The sequence below is a fragment of the Olsenella sp. kh2p3 genome, assembly GCA_900119625.1.
Taxonomy (GTDB): Bacteria; Actinomycetota; Coriobacteriia; order Coriobacteriales; family Atopobiaceae; genus Tractidigestivibacter.
Genome location: FPKD01000008.1, coordinates 69,546 through 88,708, shown reverse-complemented (window position 1 = coordinate 88,708; position 19,163 = coordinate 69,546). Strand labels below are relative to the sequence as shown.

Sequence of the window (19,163 nt, the reverse complement as noted above, 5' to 3'; positions counted from 1 at the left end):
CCGCGGCAGCAAAAAGCCGGTGGGACGGCGTTACCCCACCGGCGCTGGACCTGCTATTGTCGCCGAGAAGAGACTCGGCCGAGAAAAGACTAGAACTTGACCTGCGGCGCCTGGCGCGCGGCCTCGGACTGAACCTCGAAGCCCTGGCGCTCCTTGAACTTGGAGCCGGCCACTACGTTGCCGGGGAAGGTCTCGATGGCGTTGTTGTACTCAAGCACGCAGTCGTTGAAGCTCATGCGCGCGTAGCTGATCTTGTTCTCGGTGTCAGAGAGCTCGGACTGCAGCTGCTGGAAGTTGGTGTTGGCCTTGAGCTCGGGGTACGCCTCGGAGACGGCAAAGAGCGACTTCAGCGTGTCGGAGAGCACGTTGGACGCGGCCATCTTCTCTTCGGGCGTCTTTGCGGACATGACGGCGGCGCGCGCCTGCGTGACGGCCGAGAGCGTGCCCGACTCGTGCGCGGCGTAGCCCTTGACGGTCTCTACCAGGTTGGGGATGAGGTCATTCCTGCGCTGCAGCTGCGCGTCGATGGTCTGCCAGGCGTTGTCGCAGCGGTTGTCCTTGCGAACAATGCCGTTGTAGATGCTCACAAACCAGACGAGAAGAACAACGACGATAACGATGACAACAATGATTGCGGCCATGGGAGGCTCCCTTCAAGCGGGCGGACCGTAGCGGGCGTACGAGAGACGTGGACGACGTGCGGTGCTTCATGACGGGACGCGTGAGGCGGAGGGGGAGGGATTCGAACCCTCGAGACGCAAGGCGCCCGGCGGTTTTCAAGACCGCTGCAATCAACCACTCTGCCACCCCTCCGTGGGTGCGTGGATATATCCTAGCGCATACGCCGGAAAAGTCGATTCGAGACCACGCGAGAAGGGTGAGCATGAGCCGAGACGAGCAGGACAACAGCGAGGAAACCGCTGCAGAAGACCTCCGGTTCATGCGTCTTGCGCTGGAGGAGGCAGCTGCTGCCGCAGAAGAGGGCGAGGTGCCAATAGGTGCGGTGGTGGTGTGCGGTGGCGAGGTCGTCTCTCGTGCGCACAACCGTCGTGAGGAGGATGCCGATCCGGCCGCGCATGCAGAGTTTCTCGCCATGGAGGAGGCGGCCCGCGCGCTTGGCCGCTGGCGGCTCTCCGGGTGCACAGTCTATGTGACGCTTGAGCCCTGCCTCATGTGCGCGGGTCTCATGGTTAACGCACGCGTGGATCGCTGCGTGTATGGCGCGTCGGACCCCAAGGGCGGTGCGCTGGGCACGCTCTTCGACGTGAGCCATGACGAGAGACTCAACCATGCGTTTGAGGTGACGTCGGGCGTGCTTGCGGACGAGGCCGCCGAGCAGCTGCGCACGTTCTTCCGCGCGCGCCGCAAGAGCAGGGGCTAGTGGTGACGCGATGCGCGGCCGGCCCTGGGACCACGGAGCAGTACAAGACAGTATAAAATCGTGTAAGACGGTATAAGTTCGTGTAAGACGGTGTGAAATCGCAGGGAGGGTATGCCCGATGAACCCTTTCAAGCCCACTGCTGGCAAGATGCCGCCCATCCTCATTGGGAGGGAGTCGGTCATACGAGATTTTGAGGAGGCCCTGGATAACGGTGCTGGTGCCCCAGGCCGTTTGATGCTCGTCTCGGGACAGCGAGGGTTTGGCAAGACGGTCATGCTCACCGAGCTTGGGCGCGTTGCAAAAAATCACGACTGGGTCGTGGTTTCCGACACGGCGTCGAATGGTCTGTGCGAGCGTCTGGTAACGGCCCTCTCCTCCGGCAGTCTTAGGTTTGGCGGGGCGACGATCAGTCCCTCTGTGGGGGTAGGAGGAATGGTCTCTGCCAGCCTGGGGAGCGTCAGCATCTCACCGAGTAACGCAGCGCTTACGCTGAGAGAGGCCATCGAAGCCAGGCTCAAGCGAATGCCAGATGGCAAGGGCATTCTCTTCACCATCGACGAGGCACAGGCGGCCTCGGAGGAAGACCTGGTTGCCGTGGCTACGGCAATCCAGCACGTCCTGAGGGACGAGGACATGCGGGATGTCTCGGACGCCAAGAAGCACGGGGTGGCGTTTGTGTTCGCGGCCCTGCCCTCGATGGTTGACGAGGTGCTCAACAACAAGGTTCTCACTTTCTTGCGTCGCAGCCAGCAGCAGATTCTGGCCGAGGTCCCTCTCAGTGATGTTCGCGCGGCATATGTGGACGTGGTCAGGGAGTCCGGCAAGGAAATCAGCCAGGAAGACGCCCTGACTGCGGCGCAGGCTGCAGCGGGCTACCCTTATATGGTACAGCTCGTTGGCTACTACATGTGGCAGTCCGCGGACCGGAGAGGGTCACGGATCATTGAGTGTGCCGACGTTGATCGTGGTATCAGCGATGCCGTGGTAGCGTTTGGCGAGGCGGTCTGCGCGCCAATCATGGACGGGCTCACGCCTGCGCAAAGAGAATTCGTAAAGGCCGTTGCCGTCGACGCTCCCGGTTCCACTGCGGTGGCAGACATCGCTCGGAGGTGCAACAGGAGCTCGAGCTGGGTGAGCAAGTACCGTGCAAGCCTCATAAAAGAGCACGTCATCGAGGCGGACGGCAAGGGATACGTGCGCCTATCGACCCCACACATGGCGGAGTACCTGCGCGGGTCATCGTGGTAGGCGACGCTTGAGAATTCCCCTATACCACCTGGAACACAAAGAAGTCCAGGTAGTGGGTCTCGGGAACGCCCCAGAGAATGGGGTGGTCCGGCGCCTGCTGGCGCTCCTCGATCTGACGCAGCTGGACGTTGGCGTTGTGTGCGGCCTCGGCAATGGCGCGGGCGAGAAGGTCGCGCGTCATAAAGTGGCTGCAGCTGCAGGTGGCAAGGTAGCCGCCGCGCGGCAGGAGACGCATGGCCCACTCGTTAATCTCGCGATAACCGTGGGTGGCATGGTCGACGGTTCCACGGCTCTTGGTGAACGCCGGGGGATCCAGGACGATAAGGTCGAAGGGCCCGCCCTCCTCACGCAGACGCCTTTTGTCCGAGACAAGCGCAGGTAAGTACTCCAGCACGTTTGCGCAGGTGAAGTCCATCGTTGCGTCAAGGCCGTTGAGGTGCGCGTTCTCGCGCGCAAGGTCGATGGCCGTCTGGCTTACGTCGACCTCGCGCACGAACGCGGCGCCGCCCGCCGCAGCGTTGAGGCCAAACGGTCCTACGTGGCAGAAGCAGTCAAGCACGTGGCGGCCACGGGCCAGCTCGCGCACGGCGCGACGGTTGTACTTCTGGTCGAGGAAGAACCCGGTCTTTTGGCTGTTCTCGAGGTCAAGGTCGTAGGCAATGCCATTCTCGCATGCAACCACGCGGGCGCTTTCCGGCACAGGCCGGTCGCCCTCGACCCACCAGCCCTTCTCTTGCACAAGACCCTCCTTGAGACGGGAAGGCGCGTCGTTTCTCTCGTAGATGCCACGTATGTCCTGACCGTCTGCGCGCAGCACGTCGAGCAGCAGCGGGTAGAGCGTGGGACGCAGACGCTGCATGCCAACGGTTCCCACCTGCGAGACAAGCACGTCCTCGTAGCGGTCAACGACAAGTCCCGGAAACCCGTCCGCCTCCGAGAAGAGCACGCGGCAGCAGTTGGTGTCCGGCTCGCAGCCCGGCAGCGCACGCGACCCCATGGTGGCCTTGCGATACCCCCATGCCCACTGGAGCTTGCGAGACCAAAAGGCCTCGTTGATGCGGTCGTTAGCGTTGCGGCTCACCACGCGTACGCGAATCTTGCTCTGCTCGGAGAGAAGGCCCACGCCCTGCCACGTGCCGTTCTCCTCGACCACGTCCACCACGTCGCCGTTCTGCGCGTCTCGTCCATCTGCCGGTGATGGCTCCATGCGCAAGACCTCGCCCTCGAAGACCCAGGGATGCCCGGCAGCAAGGGCGCGGGCGGCCTTTCTCGTGACAACGACCTGCGGATATGGACGCTTCTGCTTCATGGGGATCCCTTTGGTGGACGGTGGTCAAACGCGCGCAGAGCTGGCGGCCCTAGAAGTGCCGACCGTATCGGCCGCCGCCAAAACCGCGTCCGCGAGCCTTAGAGCCCGAGAACATCGTGCGCGTTGGCTTGGTGGTCGAGCGTCCGGACTGCGGGATGATGCGCCCCTCGTCGTAGGCAAAGCCAGGAAGGTCCCACACCGGCACGAGCTTCTTGGTGAAGTACTCGATCTCGCGAAGTGGGCTCACCTCGTCGGGCGCCATGAACGTGTACGCGTGACCCGTGGCGCCGGCGCGGCCGGTGCGCCCAATGCGGTGTACGTAGTCCTCGGGGTCTATGGGTACGTCGAAGTTGACCACCGCGTCGATGCCCTCGACGTCGATGCCGCGGCTCATCACGTCTGTAGCAACAAGCACCTGGACCTTGCCATCGCGGAACCGGTCGAGGGCCTTCTCTCGCGCCTTCTGCGGACGGTCGGCGTGCATAACGTCCACCTTGAGGCCGGCGTTCTTGAGGAGCTTCGAGACATCGTCTACGCGGTGCTTGGTGCGGCAGAATACCAGCACGCGCTCTGGCTGCACGCCGGTGCCTCCACCGGTCTTGATGAGTGCCTCCAGAAGTTGAGTCTTCTGGCCCTGGGTGACGGGGCAGAGGTGCTCCTCAACCGTGTCGGCCGTCTGGCCAACGCGCGCGATCTCCACGTAGGCGGGGTCTCTCAGCAGCGCGTCGATGGTGCTCTTGATGCTTGGCGGAATGGTTGCCGAGAAGAGCAGGGTCTGGTGCTTCTCGGGCAGCGCGTGCATGATGCGGCGCACGCTTGGCCAGAACCCCATGTCGAGCATGCGGTCCGCCTCGTCCAGCACCAAGACCTGCACCTTGGAGAGGCTCACGTGGTTGTGCTCCATGAGGTCGAGCAAGCGGCCGGGCGTGGCAACCAAAAGGTCGCAGCCCTTCTCGAGCTGCGCGATCTGCTTGTCGAACTTGGCGCCACCCATCACTATGACGGCGCGCTGGTCTGTCTCCTTGCACACCACGCTCACCACGTTGTCAATCTGCGCGGCAAGCTCGCGCGTGGGCGTTACCACCAGCGCGAGGGGCTCCTTGCTGGGCGCCTTTTTGCCCTGGATGAGCTGCAGCGCAGGCAGGGCAAACGCAGCAGTCTTGCCGGTTCCCGTCTGCGCGGACGCAACCACGTCGCGTCCCTCAAGGACAACGGGGATGGCCTGCGCCTGGACGGGGGTGGGGGTTTCAAAGCCAAGGGCTTCCACCCCGGCGAGGATCTGCTCGTTTAGCCCGAGCTCGGCAAATGATGTATTCATGCTGCACAGTATGGGGCATGTACGTGCGCTTTTCCACCTTCACGACAATATCGCCGCATGAAAACGGGGACAGTCAACGCGCTCTTTACTATACTGTGAGAGCGTGCGTGCCATATGGGGTGCGCGTGGCGAGAAGGACCTTGCATGAGCTGGAACAGGGCAAACATGGCTCCACTCACGGCGCGAATGTGTCGAATGCGCTAGCTGCGTCGCGGCAACCGCCACCGGCGCCCGTCCGTCTTGCCCGTTCGCGCTATTCAAGGAGACATGCATGCCTATCAACATCCCAGACGGCCTGCCCGCCAAGAAGATCCTGCATCAAGAGCGCATCTTCGCCCTCGAGGAAGAGGTTGCCGAGCGCCAGGAGATCCGCCCGCTGAGAGTGGCCATCCTCAACCTCATGCCCACCAAGATCGAGACCGAGACCCAGATTCTGCGCCTCATATCCAAGTCGCCGCTGCAGGTGAGCTGCGACTTCATGCGCGTCTCGACGCATGAGGCCACGCACGTCTCGCAGGACCACCTCGTGAAGTTCTACGATACGTTTGACTCGTTTGCCGATAAGAACTACGACGGCCTCATCATCACCGGCGCGCCGGTGGAGCAGATGGACTTCGAGGACGTTGACTATTGGGACGAGCTCTGCGGAATCATCGACTGGTCGCAGGAGCACGTGCTCTCCACTATGTACCTGTGCTGGGGTGCCATGGCCGGGCTTTGGCATCTGTACCGCATTCCCAAGAAGCAACTGGGCTCCAAGCTCTTTGGCGTCTTTCCCCAGCGCCTGTGCGACGAGTACAACTTCCTCACGAACGGCTTCGACGAGGTGCACTACATGCCGCACTCGCGCCACGCCGCCATCGATACCAACGAGCTTGCGCGTCACCCCGAGCTGCACGTGCTTTCGGAGGGCTTTACCAGCGGTCCAGCCATTATCGCCACGCCAGACTTCCACGAGATCTACGTGACCGGCCACTTTGAGTACGGCCGCGACACGCTCTCCGATGAGTTCTGGCGTGACTTCCACAAGGGGCTGCCCATTCGCCTGCCCGAGAACTACTTCCCGGATGACAACCCCGAGAGCCAGCCCATCTTCACGTGGCGTGCGCACGCGAACCTTCTCTACCGCAACTGGCTCAACTGGGTCTACCAGATGACCCCCTACGACCTGGACCTCATTCCCCAGACCATCCAGCAGCTCCACGCAGGCGCCAACGGCATGGTCGACAAGTTCTGATGTTGGGGGAGCAGGGCGAGGCTGCGGGCGGGTCCGTGTGCCTCACCGCGGAGCTTCTGGAGCAGCTGCTGGCGTCGGCGACGCCCGAGCAGTACCTTGCGCGCGCTAGCCTGGAGGAGCGCTCGCTCGCGGAGTACGCAGAGGCTGTGCGAGAAGCGCACGGGCTCAAGAAATCGCAGGTCATCCGTGCGTCCGGGCTCAACCCCACGTTCTGCTACCAGATCTTCGAGGGCACGCGGCGCCCCGGTCGCGACAGCGCGATTATGCTGGCCTTTGGGCTGGGTTGCTCGCTCGTTGAGGCGCAGCGCCTGCTGCGGCTTGCCGGCGCCTCCGAGCTGTGGTCGCGCAACCGCCGCGACGCCATCATCATTTTCTGTCTCGAGCACGGCATGGACCGCGCGCAGACGGATGACGAGCTGTGGCGCCTGGGCGAGAAGACCCTGCTCGACGGGGAGGCGTAGTGGACGCGCCCTCAGACACGCAGCTCATGGCTGCGCTCGAGAAGGACGAGTCCTACCGCGTGGAGCGCGTGCTCGCACACGGGGAGGCCGGCTCGACCGAGGTCGTGAGCAGGCCTGGCGCGGAGCACCTGGGCGAGGGGCCGCTGGTGCGCAAGCGCATAAAGCGCGATGTTGCGAACGCCGAGGTCTTCTCGCGCCTCTCGTCTGTTGGCGGCGAGCACCTGCCGCGCGTGGTCGAGACCTATGACCTGCCTGACCAGGTGGTTATTGTCCGCGAGTACGTCTATGGGGCATCGCTTGCCTCGTGCGTGGCAGAGGCCGGCTGCATGGGCGAGGTTGCGGCAGCGCATGTGGTCGCCGACGTGTGCGATGCGGTCGCCACCCTCCATGAGCTGGGAATTGTTCATCGCGATGTGTCGCCTAGGAACGTGATTCTCTCTCCGCGCGGGGCAGTCCTCATCGACCTGGGGATAGCGCGTACCTACGTCGAGGGCGCGCAGCGTGACACCACGCGGCTTGGTACCTGGGGTTTTGCGTCCCCCGAGCAGTACGGGTTTGCCCAGACCGACGGTCGCTCTGACGTCTACTCCATTGGCTGCCTTTTGGGCTATATGCTCACGGGTGTTACCCCAGACGCCGAGGGGTATGCGGCGGCGCTTGCGGATTCGGCCATTGTGCGACCTGAGCTGCGACGCATTGTCGAGAAGGCCTGCAGCTTCGAGCCGAGCGAGCGCTACCAGAGCGCGGGTGCGCTGCGCGATGCCGTGCTGCGGGCAGTGCCGGAGGCGAATCCAGCGAGAGCTGCCAGCTTCGCTCGCGACCATGCCGGAAAGCACGAGGACGTCCCTCGTCAGCTGGTCAAACCCGCGCAGATGCGAGAGGCGCTCCTGGCTGCAGGGGCGGGATCGCAACTGCTTGCGGTGGCCCTTGAAGTTCTCGGGCTGTTCGTGGGCGTCCTCTTTGTGTATGCGGCGTTCTACACCGGAGGCGCCATGGTGGGTGACCATCCCGTTGAGTCTACGCTGCTCATTCTGGGTGTCGGTGCTTTCCTTGTGCTTCTGGCAATGGAGGAGCTCCCGGCGGCGCTCTTGGCCGCGGGTCCGTATGCTGCCATGAAGTTCAAGCGTGGCTCTGCTCGCGCCGGTCTTTTGGCAAAGCGAGCGCTTATGGGCCTGGCGGTACTTGCGGCGTTCTGCGCCGCCCTCACGCTGATTGTGACCCTGACTCCCGCGGGCTAGCGGTTTTCTCGCCGACGCTCGCCGCGTCCAATCGAGGCGAGCGTCTTTTAGCAGCAAGCTAATGAAAGCGGCGCAGCGTTTTGCCACCATCCATTGCGGATGGAGGCGGACGTGGAAGATTCCTTACATGAACTAATGCGCGGTGCAGACCTTGATGAGGTGCTGTCACGTGCGCCCCTTGACGAGCGGGGCCTTGCCCCTTGGGCGTCGGAGCGTATGGCGGCGGAGGGCATGCCGAGAAACGAAGCCATCCATCGCAGCCGGCTCAACCAGACCTTTGCATATCAGATTCTTGCGGGAACCAGGCACGCCTCGCGCGACAAGCTAATTCAGCTTGCGTTTGGGATGCGGCTGGATATCCCCGATGCCTCTGAGCTGCTCGAACGTGGTGGGATGTGCCGTCTGCGGCCCGACCGTCGCCGTGACATCATCGTTGCGTTCGCGCTCCATCATGGCATGGGCGTCGAGCAGTGCGATGACCTCCTCTGGGAGCACGGCGAGCGAACGATCATGCCCGGGAAGTCCTGCGGCGACTGCCGCTCGCAAGACCGCCCACAGTGATTTAGCTGGGAGCTAATGAAGGCTGGGGGGCGCCCTCCTAGGATGCATTCAGCTCCCGACAACGAACCTGGCCTCTCGGGGGCGTCGATGAAGAAGGAGGAACTCCATATGAAGCGGGACGAAGACGCTGCCCAGGAGAAGGACGAGGGCAAGAAGCCGAAGAAGCATCGCGGCAAGAAGGTCCTTGTTGCCATTCTTGTGGTACTGGCGGTATTCATCGTAATGGCAGCCATTGGCGGCAACTCGTCTAAGCCGTCCTCCGAGCCATTCGATCCGGCAAACTACCAGCAGGTAGATTATGCCAAGGTCGCCAAGACCCCCGATGACTACAAGGACCAGAAGCTCTTATTTGTGGGAAGCGTTGCCCAGGTCATGGAGGGTAGCAACGAGACGGACATTCGCCTTGCTACCGGGGTGTCCGGCTACGACGACATGGTGTACGTGAAGATTGACAATTCAGTGCTTGGAGGCAATCACCTTCAGGAGGGGCAGGCGCTCGGCGTCTACGGCACCTGCACTGGTCAGTATCACTACACGTCGGCCCTCGGCGTGGACGTTGCTATTCCCGGCATGGTTGCGGACCAGCTGGACGAGAACGTCGAAACCCCGCAGCAGCAGATGGTCGACAAGGTCCAAGCGCTCTTCGATGGGGCCAGCTTCGAGAAGGCCGACAAGGGCTATGGCATGTACGAGTACACCGCCACGATTGCCAACACGACTGACCAAGACCTCAGCAACGTGAGCGTCACCCTTGGGCTTTACGATGATTCTGGTACGCGCGTGGACGAGACGTACGTGAGCGCCAGCTCATGGGCTGCGGGCGAGAGCGCAGTGTTCGATTCTGTTTCCACTACTGATGCCGCGAAGGTCAAGGCTGAGGTGCAGGCCTTCTCGATAGGGGATGACTACTACTCCGCAAAGTAGTCTTTCCCAGTCTGCTTCACATGCCTGTAGAGAAAGGTGACCCACCATGGCAGAAGCAAAGTCAAAGCTTGTTGAGTGGCATGACAACGCCAAGAAGGTATCCATTGGCTCTCTGATTGCAGCCGCGATTCTTGGCGTGGTGTATGCCTCTCTTCAGGACAGTGCAACCAAGGCGCTCTCTGACGTAACCGCCAGCGCGATAACCAATTATTCCGCCACGCATGCCTACCAGAGCGCCACGGCAAACGCGCAGGCGGCGATGGCACTCTTCTACATCGCTACGGGCGTGGCAACGATTGCGGTTCTCGCATGGGTGGCGTCTAGCCTACTGATTGCCTACAAGGAGTCGTAGCGTCGTTGCTCTTGGCGCAAAAGCAATAGTAGCTGATCGGGCCCGCAACATTTGTCGCGGGCCCGACCCCTCAGTGCGCTTGTCCTACTCGTCCCACACGCGGAACTCAAAGTGGCCGTCCTCGTAGATACCATAGCTGTGAGTCCCGTCCTTGGGAATGCCAACCGAACCCGGGTTGAACACGGTAATCCCGGGGTGCGAGTCGCTCATCTGGTTAACCTTCTTATGCGTGTGCCCGTATACCAGCGCCGAGCCCTGTGGCAGCTCGGGCCACACGTCAACCGAGTTGTGAATCCCCGGTCCCCACACGTGGCCGTGCGTGAGGAAGATGGTCATTCCTGCTCCGCCGTTGGCCTCCGGATCAAGCAGGATGTTGCACTCTGCCATGCAGGGGAAGTCGAGCACCATCTGGTCGACCTCGGCCTCGCAGTTGCCGCGCACGGCGATGACCTTCTCGGCAATGCCGTTGAGCATGCCGATGACCTTCTTGGGCTCGTAGTCCTCGGGAAGGTCGTTTCTCGGCCCGTGGTAGAGCAGGTCGCCGAGAAGAACCACGCGGTCGGGGTTCTCGGCGTCAATGGCGTCCATGAGTCGCGCGCACCAATCGGCTGCGCCGTGGATGTCGGATGCGATGAGGAGCTTCATGGGTACCTCCCGTGGTTGTGTCTCATCTCATTGTAGGCGTGGCGCACAGGAGCGGCTGCCCCCTTGCTGCCGCCCCGTGAATTACGCACGGTCGCGATTAAGGTTTGTGTCGACCTGGGGTTTTGTCCGTCTCTGCCTCTGCCGTGCGTAGTTTCGTCTCGTGCTGGGCCGTTGGGGTTACCGCCGGTGGGCGCCTGTTGGCACGAATCGACGATTGGTGGCAGTTTTTCGGGGGTAGCCCAAGTACAAAGCGGTTCGACGACTGATGAACCGCAGGTCAGCGAATTGCCACTGTGCCGCGGTCACATAAGAATTCTCACCAAAACTGCCACCAACCGGAAGTTTGCCAGCTGCCAGTGGGAAGGCGGACGGTCCCGCGCGCTGCTGAGAAGGAATTCGACGTTTCTCGCCCTTCTCGGCCTGGATTTTGTCCAATTCCTTCTCAACAGCACTGGCGGGAGTGGCTGCCCGAGCGGTTGTGGGGTGTCGCTCGGCCCCGCGCTCACCCCTTGCGCCAAACGACGTCAAAAAATCTCATGCATTGAGACTTAGATAATGTATAAAGTCGAACCATAGGGGGCATAAGACAAGACGTACAAGAGCGAACAAAGCGCTGAGCACGGCAAACGCCGTGACGGCGCAGAAGGAAAGGAACGTACACCATGGGCAAGATTCTCGGTATTGACCTTGGTACAACCAACTCTGCGATGGCAGTCCTCGAGGGCGGTCAGCCCACCATCATCGTGAACGCCGAGGGCGACCGCACCACCCCGTCCGTCGTTGGCTTCCGCGCCGACGGAGACCGCATCGTGGGCAAGGCTGCAAAGAACCAGGCAGTCACCAACCCCAAGAACACGGTCTTCTCGATCAAGCGTTTCATGGGTCGTCGCTACGACGAGGTTGGCTCCGAGCTCAAGACCGTCCCGTACACCGTCAAGAGCGGCACCGGTAACCGCGCCGTTGTCGAGATCGACGGCGAGGACTTTACGCCCGAGCAGATCAGCGCCATGATCCTTGGCAAGATGAAGGCCGACGCCGAGAAGTACCTCGGCGAGCCCGTCACCGAGGCTGTCATCACCGTCCCGGCGTACTTTAACGACGCCCAGCGTCAGGCCACCAAGGATGCTGGCAAGATCGCTGGTCTCGACGTCAAGCGTATCGTCAACGAGCCCACGGCAGCGGCTCTTGCCTACGGCCTGGACAAGAAGGGCACCGAGCAGAAGGTTCTCGTCTTCGACCTGGGCGGCGGCACCTTCGACGTCTCTCTGCTTGACCTCGCGGACGGCGTGGTTGAGGTTCTCGCCACCAACGGTGACAACCACCTGGGCGGCGACGACTGGGACCAGCGCGTGATTGACTGGGCTGCCGACAAGTTCCAGCAGGAGAACGGCATCGACCTGCGCAAGGACCCCATGGCGCTCCAGCGTTTGAAGGAGGCTGCCGAGAACGCCAAGAAGGAGCTCTCCGCCGCGCAGCAGGCCGACATCAACCTGCCCTTCATCACCGCTGACGCAACCGGCCCCAAGCACCTCAACTACACGCTGACCCGCGCCGAGTTCGAGCGCATCACGCGTGACCTTCTCGACCGCTGCAAGGCCCCTGTGACCAAGGCACTCCGCGATGCCAACATGCAGATCTCCGATGTTGACGAGGTCATCCTCGTGGGTGGCTCCAGCCGTATGCCCGCCGTGCAGGAGCTCGTCAAGCAGATGACCGGCAAGCAGCCCAACATGTCCGTGAACCCCGACGAGGTCGTTGCTGACGGCGCTGCCGTCCAGGGCGGCGTCCTTACCGGCGACGTCTCCGGCATCCTGCTGCTCGACGTCACGCCGCTGTCCCTGGGCGTCGAGACCATGGGCGGCGTCATGACCAAGATGATCGACCGCAACACCACGATCCCCACGAGCAAGACCGAGGTCTACTCCACGGCTGCCGACAACCAGACGTCCGTCGAGATTAACGTCCTGCAGGGCGAGCGCGAGATGGCTGCCGACAACAAGTCCCTCGGCAAGTTCACGCTCACCGGCATCCCCGCCGCGCCGCGTGGCGTGCCTCAGATTGAGGTCACCTTCGACATCGACGCCAACGGTATCGTGAAGGTCACCGCTAAGGACAAGGCCACTGGCAAGTCCCAGCAGATCACCATCTCTGGCTCCACCGCGCTCTCCGACGACGAGGTCGACCGCATGGTCAAGGACGCCGAGTCCCACGCCGAGGAGGACAAGAAGCACAAGGACGAGATCGAGGTTCGCAACCAGACCGACTCCCTCTGCTACTCCACCGAGCAGACCCTGAAGGACCTTGGCGACAAGGTGCCCGAGGACCAGCGCAAGAACGTCCAGGACGCCGTCGACGCTGCCAAGAAGGCGCTCGAAGGCACCGACATCGACGCCATCAAGGCCGCTGGCGAGAAGCTCCAGGAGGCCAGCCACAAGCTGGCGGAGGTCGTGTACTCCAACACGCAGGAGCAGACGGCAGGCGGCAACGCGGGTGCGTCCAACGCTGGCTCCGGCTCCTCCGATGACGTGGTCGACGCCGACTACGAGGTTGTCGACGACGACAAGAAGAAGGACTAGCCTCGAGACCGGCGTCGCGGCAGCACTGCGGCGCCGGATCTCCAGGAGAACCTGTCGAGGGGGCGGCCGTCGAGGCCGCTCCCTCTGGTACGCATGAGGAGGGTGACGTGAAAGTGCCAATCGAGGATGCAGACGAGAAGAAGCCTGGCACCGCGCAGCCGAGCGAGGCAGAGCCCTCGACCAAGGATGCGCCGGCAGCCAAGGAGGCCGCGGCATCCACGACCGCCAGCTCTGCCCCCGGTGACATAGATCCGGAAGACGACGCGGCGATGCGCGCCGCCGCCATGAAGGCGGCGGACGAGGTGCTCGAGCAGGAGGCCGTCGAGGACGCGAAGAAGTTCCGCACCGAGCGCGACGAGCTCCAGAAGAAGCTCAGCGACATGACGGAGGACATCGAGAAGGCCAAGAAGGAGGCCGCCGAGTCCACCGATCGCCTGGTCCGTCTCCAGGCGGACTGGGACAACTACCGTCGCCGCACCGCCCAGGAGCGTCTGGACGAGCGCGAGCGCGCCGCCGAGAAGCTCGTGGTGAGCCTGCTGCCCGTTATCGACGACATGGAGCGCGCGCTCGAGCACGCCTCTGGCGTCGAGCAGGACGCCACGTCCGAGCAGTTCAAGCAGTTCGTGGATGGCGTCTCGGCCGTGCATGACAAGATGGTGGGCGTCCTCTCGAAGGAGGGCGTTGAGGCAATCGACCCCGCTGGCGAGCCGTTCAATCCGCTTGAGCACCAGGCCGTTGGTCGCCGCGAGGACAAGGAAGCCTACGACGAGACGGTCGACCAGGTCTACCAGAAGGGCTACCGCATGGGCAAGAAGGTCATCCGTACCGCTATGGTGACCGTGACCTACGGTGGGCCCAAGCGTCCGGCGGACGCCGCGGCCGGCAAGGCCGACAAGGGCGCCGAGGCCAAGGACAGCGGCGACAAGGCCCACGGCTCGGGCAGCGACGCCGCAAAGGAAAAGTAGCGTAACGGCGCCCGGGCCGCTCGGTCCGGGCGCATTGATATGAGAGGGGGCTCGTGCGAAACCATGGCCAATGGTAAGAAAACGTACTACGACATCTTGGGCGTGAAGCGCGACGCCACCCAGGATGAGATCCGGAAGGCATTCCGCAAGCTTGCGGCCAAGTACCACCCCGATGCCGGTGGCGACGAGAAGAAGTTCAAGGAGATCTCCGAGGCATATACCACGCTCTCGGACGAGAAGAAGCGCAAGGAATACGACCAGCTGCTCATGTTTGGTGGCATTCCTGGCGCGGGCTTTGGCGGCTCCGGTGGCCCCAGGCGCACGTACACCTACACCAACGTGGGTGGCAACGGCGACTGGTCCGACATCTTCAACAGCATGGGTGGCGACTTTGGCGGCTTTGACTTCTCGTCAATCTTTGGCGGAGCGGGCCGCCAGCAGGCACAGCGGCCCGCCAAGGGCGGGGACCTCACCATGCGCATCGACGTCACCTTTGACGAGGCGCTCAACGGCGCCACGCGCAAGGTGTCGTATCGCGTGCCTTCGACAGGCGAGGAGCAGACGCTCACCGTCAAGATTCCGGCCGGCGCCGTGGATGGCGGCAAGCTGCGCTATCGCGGCCGTGGCGAGTACGGCGCGAACGGCGGTCAGCGCGGCGACCTCGTGATCACCACGCACGTGGAGGAGCACCCGCTCTTCAAGCGCGATGGCGCGGACATCCGCATGGAGCTGCCGGTGAGCATGTACGAGGCCGCGCTTGGCGCGACGGTCGACGTTCCTACGCCAAACGGCACCGAGGTTCGTCTCAAGGTGCCCGCCGGGACGCAGGACGGCAAGTGCTTCCGCTTCCGCGACCTGGGTGCGCCCAACGTCAAGCGCAAGGGCACGCGTGGCGCGCTCTACGTGACCATCCGTGTGAAGGTGCCCACGTCGCTTTCAAAGAAGGAGCGCGACAGCCTTGGCGCCCTGATGGATGCCGACAAGCGAGACTACAGGAAGGACGTCGAGCGCTATGGCTCGTAACGACGGCGCATCTGAGGACCGTGGCGCACGCGGCGCCCACGACAGGGACAAGCCCCTGTATATGATCAGCGTGGCGGCGGAGCTTACGGGCATGCACCCGCAGACCCTTCGCGTGTACGAGCAGAAGGGGCTGGTCACCCCCGGACGCTCGCGCGGCAACACGCGCCTATACTCGCAGGCCGACATCGACCGTCTGAACCTCATCTCCAAGCTCACCGACGAGGGCATCAACCTGGCCGGCGTGGTGCGCATCATGGACATGCGCGAGCGAGCCCGCGAGCGGGACGAGGAGATCGACCGCCTGCGCGCACGCGTGCGCGAGCTCGAGGACGAGGTCCACGAGTACCACATGCGCGAGAGGATTACGGCGCTTGCCCGCTACGACGGGCAGAGTCCGGAGCAGGTCATGCGAGGGCTTCTCGGAAATGGCAACAACGACCCCGTCGAGTAGGCGGGGTCGTTTTTTGTGTGGGGGCGGCGGCGAGAAATGCGGCCTGCCGGGGCCAAAAGAACAACGGGACGCGGTCGTGGAGGAAGTCATCCAAGCTGCATGCTCCTGCGGGGCCTCCGCCAACCACAATGCGTTTTGCTTCGGGATGCCGGGAGAGGAACTCCGCCATGCCGCTCTATCGAGCTTCTCCACCGTCTTTGACCTCGATGTCCGAAAGCGCGCCAATGGCGGATCCAACGAGGCGACCCCTGCGTTTCGCGTTAGACCCCCTTGCTATTGAGTGCATTTACTCAACGTACTGAGTAAATTTACTCAATACGCCGAATGGGTGAGATGCTCGCCGGGCGCGGCTGCTCTCGCATAGTCCTTACAGACCCATTACCCCAACAGATATTGCGCTATGTGTCCAATGTGCATATTATCGTGATATCACATTGAGACCAATCGGTCCGGCACGTATCATGGAGGCCGAAGCGGAAAGGGGCAAAGATGACGTCCGAGAAACTCATCAAGGCTAAGTCGGGTTGGGCAATGCTCGCCATCACGGTGCTTGTCTTCGTGGCCAGCTGCGCGGGGCTCGTGTGGTCCATCGTGCTTCTCGCCTCAGCGGACGAGGCGGGCCTGGAGGCGCCGCCGTTCGCAGGCCCCATGATGCTAGTCGGCTTCCTCCTGTTTGCGCTGGGGGTCATTCTGAGCTCTGGTTTTATCGCCCTCAAGCCCGGCGAGGCCAAGGTCTGCCTTCTCTTTGGCAACTACATTGGGACCATTCGCGAGTCGGGCTTCTACTGGGCCAACCCCTTCTACAGCCGCAAGATGGGCGAGGCCGGCCCGGACGAGGAGGTTGCTGAGGACGGCGGCAAGAAGGGCGGCCTGGCGGCAAAGGCGTCTTCGGTCATCTCGACCAAGGTGTCGCTCCGTGCACGCACGCACAACGGAGAGCGCATCAAGGTCAACGACAAGCAGGGCAACCCCATCGAGATTGCGACCGTCGTGGTGTGGCGCGTGTCCGACACCGCCAAGGCCCTGTTCGACGTGGACAACTACATCTCCTACGTCTCCATGCAGACCGAGACTGCGCTGCGCCACGTGGCAAGCATCTACGCCTACGATCACATGGAGGACGACGACGCGGCCAATACCAGCATCACACTGCGCTCCAACATCGAGGAGGTCTCGAACAGTCTGAAGGAGGAGCTGGGCCTGCGCCTGGCGCCCGCGGGCGTGGAGGTCGACGACGCGCGCCTCACGCACCTTGCCTACGCGCCCGAGATTGCGCCCGCGATGCTTCGCCGCCAGCAGGCCGAGGCCATCATCGCGGCACGCAAGAAGATCGTCGAGGGTGCCGTTTCGATGGTTGACATGGCGCTTTCCGAGCTCTCGGACGGCGGAATCGTCGACTTTGACGAGGACCGCAAAGCAACCATGGCGTCCAACCTCATGGTGGTTCTCTGCGGCGAGTCCGAGGCGCAGCCGGTGCTCAATACCGGGTCGCTGTACTAAGGCCCGCGGAGACATCTGCGCATGACACGTCGCAAGCAATATCCCCTGCGCATCGACCCGGAGATCTGGGCCGCGGTCGAGCGCTGGGCCGAGGACGACATGCGCAGCGCCAACGCACAGGTGGAGTGGGTTTTGCGAGACGCGCTCCGGCGCGCCGGGAGGCTTCCGGACCGTGATGGCGCGGGCGAGCGTGGCGGCGCGGGCGACAAGAGCAATAGCGGCGCGGGCGAGAGTGACTAGCTGTTCTCGCCTGGGACGTCCCCCAGAAACGGAGGCTGTGATGGCAGGAGAACGTCCGACCCCCAAGATCGTGCTTGGCCTGGTTGGTAGCTATGCTCTGGCATTTGCGTTGCTTGTTCTGGGGTCTGTCGTGGGCGGGGCCGTTGCGATTTTCATTGCGGCGTTTGCCTACGGGGCTGTGACCTCGGGCGAGGGCGTGCAGGACATGGTGAATGTCCTTGCGCGCCAGGACGGTCTGGGAATGCTTGGGCTTGCGGAGGGCGAATACTCCACTTCTGCGGCATCCGCGATTTATACGATGACGTTCTACCTGAGCTTCATTGGCATTTGGATTGTGTTTCTCATCCACCTGCGCGCAAGCAAGCGCGTAAGGCCCATCCTGGGAGCCGTTACGCGGCGGACAGCTGGAAACACTCCGGCGCGGCTTGGCCTGGGGCTGCTCCTGGGATTTGTGCTCAACGGCGCGTGCGTGCTGGTCGCGGTGCTTGAGGGCAGCTTTTCCCTCTCGCTTGTGGGCGTGAACGTGGCAGGCATCATCGCGGTCTTTCTCGCCGTCTTTGTGCAGTCCTCTGCCGAGGAGCTTGTCTGCCGGTGCTATCTCTACCAGCGAACGTCTCGCGTTACGGGAAGCCATGTGGTTGCGATTGCGCTGAGCACGGTGTTCTTCACGCTGCTGCATCTGGCAAACAGCGGGTTGACGGCGCTTGCCCTCGTTAACCTGGCTCTCTGCGGGGTTCTGTTTGGCCTGGCCGTGTGGAAGCTCGATAGCCCTTGGATGGCGTTTGGGCTGCACGCAAGTTGGAATTTCACACAGGCCGTACTGTTTGGGCTGCCCAATAGCGGCGGCATCACGCCGTTTGCAATCTTTGGCGTGACTCCGGGAACCACGCCCACGGCGGGGTTTGCATACGACCCCGGCTTTGGGATCGAGGGCTCTGCGATGGCGACGGTCGTGCTGGTCGCTGGCTGCGCGCTGGTATGGTGGCTTGGCGAGCGTTGGGGCGCGAGGCCGACGGACCTCTGGGCCGACGCTGGCGCCGTCGGTCCCGACGGTGCTGGCGGTCCCGACGGCCTCGGCGTTCCAGCGGCAGCCCCCAATCCCTCTGCGCCAACCGCAGAGAATATCGCCATTTCTTGATTTTCGCTGTGGCGACCTGGGTAAATGCAATCGCCGTTTAAAAATAAGCGATAAACTCCGCCAACGCATGTCCGCCGGGCGCCGCGCGTCTGGTGGCGGCGTATCCCCGCCGGGTGTCGCGTGCCCCGGCACGCCCCTCCACCCGTCATCGACTCGACCCACGCTGTAAAAAGTGAACACGAATACAATGACCGCTAAATGATTCCTGGGAAAAAGAGGCCGCACGGCATCCGCGATTGATTTCGTGTTCACTTTTGGTGGACGCTCTCGCGAGAGCCAAGGCCCCCGTGCGCTTCCGGGTCTCGCGATTGAATCTCGCCGCGCTCGTCGCTTGAAAAGTGAACACGAAAACGGTCGGGCTAAATCGTTATATGGGATAACGTTGTTGCGCATTTCCTCGGATTGATTTCGTGTTCACTTTTGAGCTTTGGCCGCCGAGAGGGTAGAGCCGCAAGCAAGACCCCGGTCTTTCTCGGTAGCAAATCCTGCGTGCCAACGCATACGAAAATCTATATCAGATAGACTTAGATTTCTGTATACATCGCCCCCGGGGTGGGAATACTCATTCACGATAAACAGAAATCCGCCGTCCCTC

General features: G+C 62.7%; 19 protein-coding genes and 1 tRNA gene. 15 read left to right on the top strand and 5 right to left on the bottom strand.

The features are described 5' to 3' along the window. Positions 1 to 89: 89 nt before the first annotated feature. Positions 90 to 641, bottom strand: coding sequence for a LemA family protein (locus BT122_RS08930; RefSeq protein WP_072355583.1), 552 nt, complete (start codon positions 639 to 641; stop codon positions 90 to 92). A gap of 86 nt (positions 642 to 727) precedes the next feature. Further along, a tRNA-Ser gene (locus BT122_RS08925) sits at positions 728 to 813 on the bottom strand. A gap of 70 nt (positions 814 to 883) precedes the next feature. On the opposite strand from BT122_RS08925, the gene tadA reads away from it, so the two are divergent. Both tadA and BT122_RS08915 read left to right on the top strand, forming a co-directional pair. Next, positions 884 to 1,381 carry a tRNA adenosine(34) deaminase TadA gene (gene tadA / locus BT122_RS08920; RefSeq protein ID WP_072355582.1) on the top strand — a complete coding sequence of 166 codons (498 nt, stop codon included), beginning with the start codon at positions 884 to 886 and terminating at the stop codon, positions 1,379 to 1,381. A gap of 118 nt (positions 1,382 to 1,499) precedes the next feature. After that, a complete protein-coding gene (locus BT122_RS08915) occupies positions 1,500 to 2,630 on the top strand; it encodes an ATP-binding protein (protein WP_072355581.1) in 1,131 nt (376 codons plus the stop codon). A 19-nt stretch (positions 2,631 to 2,649) separates the two neighbouring features. On the opposite strand, the gene BT122_RS08910 is transcribed toward BT122_RS08915, so the two are convergent. Both BT122_RS08910 and BT122_RS08905 read right to left on the bottom strand, forming a co-directional pair. Further along, entirely contained in the window at positions 2,650 to 3,939 is a 1,290-nt protein-coding gene (locus BT122_RS08910; protein WP_072355580.1) for a class I SAM-dependent rRNA methyltransferase, read from the bottom strand. Between the two features lie 49 nt (positions 3,940 to 3,988). Beyond that, complete coding sequence (locus tag BT122_RS08905; RefSeq protein ID WP_072355579.1) at positions 3,989 to 5,257, bottom strand: DEAD/DEAH box helicase; 1,269 nt, start codon at positions 5,255 to 5,257, stop codon at positions 3,989 to 3,991. A 271-nt stretch (positions 5,258 to 5,528) separates the two neighbouring features. Here BT122_RS08905 and BT122_RS08900 point away from each other — a divergent pair, with 271 nt between their 5' ends. From BT122_RS08900 to BT122_RS08875, 6 genes are all read left to right on the top strand, one after another. Continuing rightward, positions 5,529 to 6,494: a homoserine O-succinyltransferase gene (locus BT122_RS08900; protein ID WP_072355578.1), complete on the top strand. Its 966-nt coding sequence runs from the start codon at positions 5,529 to 5,531 to the stop codon at positions 6,492 to 6,494. Next, positions 6,494 to 6,955: a hypothetical protein gene (locus tag BT122_RS08895; protein WP_072355577.1), complete on the top strand. Its 462-nt coding sequence runs from the start codon at positions 6,494 to 6,496 to the stop codon at positions 6,953 to 6,955. The genes BT122_RS08900 and BT122_RS08895 overlap by 1 nt, the downstream gene beginning before the upstream one ends. Next, positions 6,955 to 8,193 carry a serine/threonine-protein kinase gene (locus BT122_RS08890; protein WP_072355576.1) on the top strand — a complete coding sequence of 413 codons (1,239 nt, stop codon included), beginning with the start codon at positions 6,955 to 6,957 and terminating at the stop codon, positions 8,191 to 8,193. Before BT122_RS08895 ends, BT122_RS08890 begins: the two co-directional genes overlap by 1 nt. Before the next feature lie 111 nt (positions 8,194 to 8,304). Beyond that, positions 8,305 to 8,754 carry a hypothetical protein gene (locus tag BT122_RS08885; RefSeq protein ID WP_177242220.1) on the top strand — a complete coding sequence of 150 codons (450 nt, stop codon included), beginning with the start codon at positions 8,305 to 8,307 and terminating at the stop codon, positions 8,752 to 8,754. 108 nt (positions 8,755 to 8,862) lie between these two features. Continuing rightward, positions 8,863 to 9,678, top strand: coding sequence for an FxLYD domain-containing protein (locus BT122_RS08880; RefSeq protein WP_072355574.1), 816 nt, complete (start codon positions 8,863 to 8,865; stop codon positions 9,676 to 9,678). 46 nt (positions 9,679 to 9,724) lie between these two features. Further along, positions 9,725 to 10,030 (top strand): hypothetical protein, encoded by a 306-nt coding sequence (locus BT122_RS08875; RefSeq protein ID WP_072355573.1) that lies wholly within the window; start codon positions 9,725 to 9,727, stop codon positions 10,028 to 10,030. 84 nt (positions 10,031 to 10,114) lie between these two features. On the opposite strand, the gene yfcE is transcribed toward BT122_RS08875, so the two are convergent. Next, complete coding sequence (gene yfcE / locus BT122_RS08870) at positions 10,115 to 10,675, bottom strand: phosphodiesterase (protein ID WP_072355572.1); 561 nt, start codon at positions 10,673 to 10,675, stop codon at positions 10,115 to 10,117. A gap of 662 nt (positions 10,676 to 11,337) precedes the next feature. Here yfcE and dnaK point away from each other — a divergent pair. The 7 genes from dnaK to BT122_RS08835 all read left to right on the top strand — a co-directional run bounded on the left by dnaK (position 11,338) and on the right by BT122_RS08835 (position 18,568). Continuing rightward, positions 11,338 to 13,251, top strand: a complete 1,914-nt coding sequence (dnaK, locus tag BT122_RS08865; RefSeq protein WP_072355571.1) for a molecular chaperone DnaK — start codon at positions 11,338 to 11,340, stop codon at positions 13,249 to 13,251. A 107-nt stretch (positions 13,252 to 13,358) separates the two neighbouring features. Next, complete coding sequence (locus BT122_RS08860) at positions 13,359 to 14,216, top strand: nucleotide exchange factor GrpE (RefSeq protein WP_072355570.1); 858 nt, start codon at positions 13,359 to 13,361, stop codon at positions 14,214 to 14,216. A 63-nt stretch (positions 14,217 to 14,279) separates the two neighbouring features. Then, positions 14,280 to 15,239 carry a DnaJ C-terminal domain-containing protein gene (locus BT122_RS08855; protein ID WP_072355569.1) on the top strand — a complete coding sequence of 320 codons (960 nt, stop codon included), beginning with the start codon at positions 14,280 to 14,282 and terminating at the stop codon, positions 15,237 to 15,239. Then, positions 15,229 to 15,690, top strand: a complete 462-nt coding sequence (locus BT122_RS08850; RefSeq protein ID WP_072355568.1) for a heat shock protein transcriptional repressor HspR — start codon at positions 15,229 to 15,231, stop codon at positions 15,688 to 15,690. The genes BT122_RS08855 and BT122_RS08850 overlap by 11 nt, the downstream gene beginning before the upstream one ends. A 489-nt stretch (positions 15,691 to 16,179) precedes the next feature. Then, the gene (locus tag BT122_RS08845) at positions 16,180 to 17,190 is read left to right on the top strand and encodes an SPFH domain-containing protein (protein ID WP_072355567.1); all 1,011 of its coding nucleotides are present in this window, start codon (positions 16,180 to 16,182) and stop codon (positions 17,188 to 17,190) included. Positions 17,191 to 17,211: 21 nt separating this feature from the next. After that, positions 17,212 to 17,430, top strand: coding sequence for a type II toxin-antitoxin system antitoxin (locus BT122_RS08840; protein ID WP_072355566.1), 219 nt, complete (start codon positions 17,212 to 17,214; stop codon positions 17,428 to 17,430). Positions 17,431 to 17,470: 40 nt separating this feature from the next. Then, positions 17,471 to 18,568: a CPBP family intramembrane glutamic endopeptidase gene (locus tag BT122_RS08835; protein ID WP_072355565.1), complete on the top strand. Its 1,098-nt coding sequence runs from the start codon at positions 17,471 to 17,473 to the stop codon at positions 18,566 to 18,568. Positions 18,569 to 19,163: the final 595 nt, after the last annotated feature.

Excerpts from the sequence above, each read along its gene's own strand:
- BT122_RS08930 (WP_072355583.1), bottom strand. The coding sequence starts at position 641 with ATGGCCGCAATCATTGTTGTCATCGTTATCGTCGTTGTTCTTCTCGTC.
- tadA (WP_072355582.1), top strand. The coding sequence starts at position 884 with ATGAGCCGAGACGAGCAGGACAACAGCGAGGAAACCGCTGCAGAAGAC.
- BT122_RS08915 (WP_072355581.1), top strand. The coding sequence starts at position 1,500 with ATGAACCCTTTCAAGCCCACTGCTGGCAAGATGCCGCCCATCCTCATT.
- BT122_RS08910 (WP_072355580.1), bottom strand. The coding sequence starts at position 3,939 with ATGAAGCAGAAGCGTCCATATCCGCAGGTCGTTGTCACGAGAAAGGCC.
- BT122_RS08905 (WP_072355579.1), bottom strand. The coding sequence starts at position 5,257 with ATGAATACATCATTTGCCGAGCTCGGGCTAAACGAGCAGATCCTCGCC.
- BT122_RS08900 (WP_072355578.1), top strand. The coding sequence starts at position 5,529 with ATGCCTATCAACATCCCAGACGGCCTGCCCGCCAAGAAGATCCTGCAT.
- BT122_RS08895 (WP_072355577.1), top strand. The coding sequence starts at position 6,494 with ATGTTGGGGGAGCAGGGCGAGGCTGCGGGCGGGTCCGTGTGCCTCACC.
- BT122_RS08880 (WP_072355574.1), top strand. The coding sequence starts at position 8,863 with ATGAAGCGGGACGAAGACGCTGCCCAGGAGAAGGACGAGGGCAAGAAG.
- BT122_RS08875 (WP_072355573.1), top strand. The coding sequence starts at position 9,725 with ATGGCAGAAGCAAAGTCAAAGCTTGTTGAGTGGCATGACAACGCCAAG.
- yfcE (WP_072355572.1), bottom strand. The coding sequence starts at position 10,675 with ATGAAGCTCCTCATCGCATCCGACATCCACGGCGCAGCCGATTGGTGC.
- dnaK (WP_072355571.1), top strand. The coding sequence starts at position 11,338 with ATGGGCAAGATTCTCGGTATTGACCTTGGTACAACCAACTCTGCGATG.
- BT122_RS08855 (WP_072355569.1), top strand. The coding sequence starts at position 14,280 with ATGGCCAATGGTAAGAAAACGTACTACGACATCTTGGGCGTGAAGCGC.
- BT122_RS08850 (WP_072355568.1), top strand. The coding sequence starts at position 15,229 with ATGGCTCGTAACGACGGCGCATCTGAGGACCGTGGCGCACGCGGCGCC.
- BT122_RS08845 (WP_072355567.1), top strand. The coding sequence starts at position 16,180 with ATGACGTCCGAGAAACTCATCAAGGCTAAGTCGGGTTGGGCAATGCTC.
- BT122_RS08840 (WP_072355566.1), top strand. The coding sequence starts at position 17,212 with ATGACACGTCGCAAGCAATATCCCCTGCGCATCGACCCGGAGATCTGG.
- BT122_RS08835 (WP_072355565.1), top strand. The coding sequence starts at position 17,471 with ATGGCAGGAGAACGTCCGACCCCCAAGATCGTGCTTGGCCTGGTTGGT.